Below are 1,967 nucleotides of genomic sequence, written 5' to 3'. Positions count from 1 at the left end.
GGTCCACAGGTAGAGGTTGCCGGAGGAGTCCCGGGCGACCAGGTCGGCTATGCCGTCGCCGTTGAAGTCGGCGGCCGTGGTCTGGGTGAAGTTCCAGCCTCCGGTGAGCAGGATGCGGCTGCCGAAGGTGCCGTCGCCGTTGCCTGGCCAGCGGTAGAGATTGCCGTTGGAGTCGGCCGCGACCAGGTCGGCGTGACCGGTGCCCCCGAAGTCGCCGGCCACCTGCTGCGAGAAGTTCAGGGGGACGGAGGACGCCGTCGGCGGGGCGGCGATGGTGTTCGCCAGGACCTGGTTGCCGTTGTCGTTGAGGTGCAGCTGGTCGTCACCCCGGTTGTAGTACCCGGCGAAGAGGCGGCTGGGTGCCAGCGGATCGCGGCTGGCCTGGTCGAAGTCGAGGTAGTGGTCGATGTCGGCGGTGGTGCGGATGTAGGCGTTGACGCACTGCCGGACGTTGTCCTTGGCTGCCGAGTACATGCTGTTGCCCTCGAAGGGCGGGATGGTGGCGACGCTGAAGCTGAGTCCTCTGGCGTGCGCCCGCGCGGACAGTTGCTGGATCCCGCCTTCCAGGGCGGCGTCCGTCGCGCCGTCGAGCGAGATGTCGTTGATGCCCTCGTAGAGGATCACGGAGCGGGCGTTGGGCTGGGCCAGCACGTCGCGGTCGAACCGGGTGAGGGCGCTGGCCCCGTAGGCGGCCTTCTGCCCGGTCACATCGGTGAGCAGACGGTTGCCCGAGATCCCGGCGTTGACCACGCCCATCGGGTTCGGCTGGGCCTGGAGTGCCCTGCCGTAGTCGTCGACCCAGCGGCGGTTGGTGTCGGGCGTGGTGTGGCCTTCGTCGGTTTGCGAGTCGCCGATGGCCACGACCGTTCCGCTGTTGCCGCCCGCCGTGACGTCGAGTCCGCTCAGGTAGGCCCAGTGGCGGTAGGAGGTGGTGAAGCCGGCGCTGTCGGCCCCGGCGGCGTGGTCGGCGCCGTCACCGGGTGCGCTGGTGTACGAGGTGGTGAGGGCGTCCGGGTGGTAGGACGCGGAACTGACCGGTTGAGGCAGGTAGATACTGACCAGGAGGTTTTCGTCGGCGGTGACCGGGAAAGCGGCCTGGTCGCTGTAGACGTCCCCACCCGCCGGTATGACGGTCTGTTGACCGCCGTCGAAGGTCAGTGTGACGGGCCTCGCCGCCGGGGTCGCGCCCGAGCCCTGGACGGCGATCGTCGCGTGGCCGATGGTGACCGGAGCCGAACCGAAGGTGTTGGCCAGGTGGATCCGGGCACTGGTGCCCGCGATGCTGCTGTGCACCACCATCCGCAGGGTCTGCTGTCCTGACACGCCGGACTGCGCGGCTGATCCGGCAGTGCTCAGGGCGGTGCCCCAGGTGCCCGTCCACGGCGAAGTCGCGGGGCTGGGACGGCTGGTGGCAGCCAGCGGCGTCGGGTAGGCCGCGCAGCCGGCGGTGTCGGCGACTGCTGGGGCAGCGGTGGCGAAAGGGGCCGTGACGAGCCCGCAGCACAGGGCCGCGGCCACTGCTGCCGCTCGACCTCCCGCAGTACGTGGACGTCCCGGTGTGGCTCTGCTGCTGCGTTTCACTGGTCTGACTCCTTCGTGCTGGCCCTGGTGTTGGTCCTGGGGCTGGTGCTGGGCGTTCTGGATCGGGGGGCGGCGCGCTTGCCGGCCGGTGGTGAGGGCGATTACCAGCCGGTGGTGAGGGCGACGGGCGCGGCGAAGTGGCCGGTGCCGTTGCCGGCCCAGCGGTAGAGGGTGCCGGTGGTGTCGTCGCGGGCGATCAGGTCGGCGTGGCCGCTGCCGGTGAAGTCACCCGCGGTGGTCTGGGTGAAGTCCCAACCGCCGGTCAGCAGCTTCTTGGTGCTGAAGGTGCCGCCCGCGTTGCCGGTCCACAGGTAGAGGTTGCCGGAGGAGTCCCGGGCGACCAGGTCGGCTATGCCGTCGCCGTTGAAGTCGGCGGCCGTGGTCTG

General features: G+C 70.2%; 2 protein-coding genes. Both read right to left on the bottom strand.

From position 1 onward, the window contains the following. Positions 1–1,323: GDSL-type esterase/lipase family protein (locus tag VM95_RS37380; RefSeq protein ID WP_208615609.1), on the bottom strand; the 1,323-nt coding region annotated here is incomplete at its 3' end. A gap of 359 nt (positions 1,324–1,682) precedes the next feature. After that, positions 1,683–1,967: FG-GAP repeat domain-containing protein (locus VM95_RS37375; RefSeq protein WP_045705806.1), on the bottom strand; the 285-nt coding region annotated here is incomplete at its 5' end.

The sequence above is a fragment of the Streptomyces rubellomurinus genome, assembly GCF_000961885.1.
GTDB classification, from domain to species: domain Bacteria; phylum Actinomycetota; class Actinomycetes; order Streptomycetales; family Streptomycetaceae; genus Kitasatospora; species Kitasatospora rubellomurina.
This window is presented reverse-complemented; position numbering and strand designations above follow the sequence as displayed.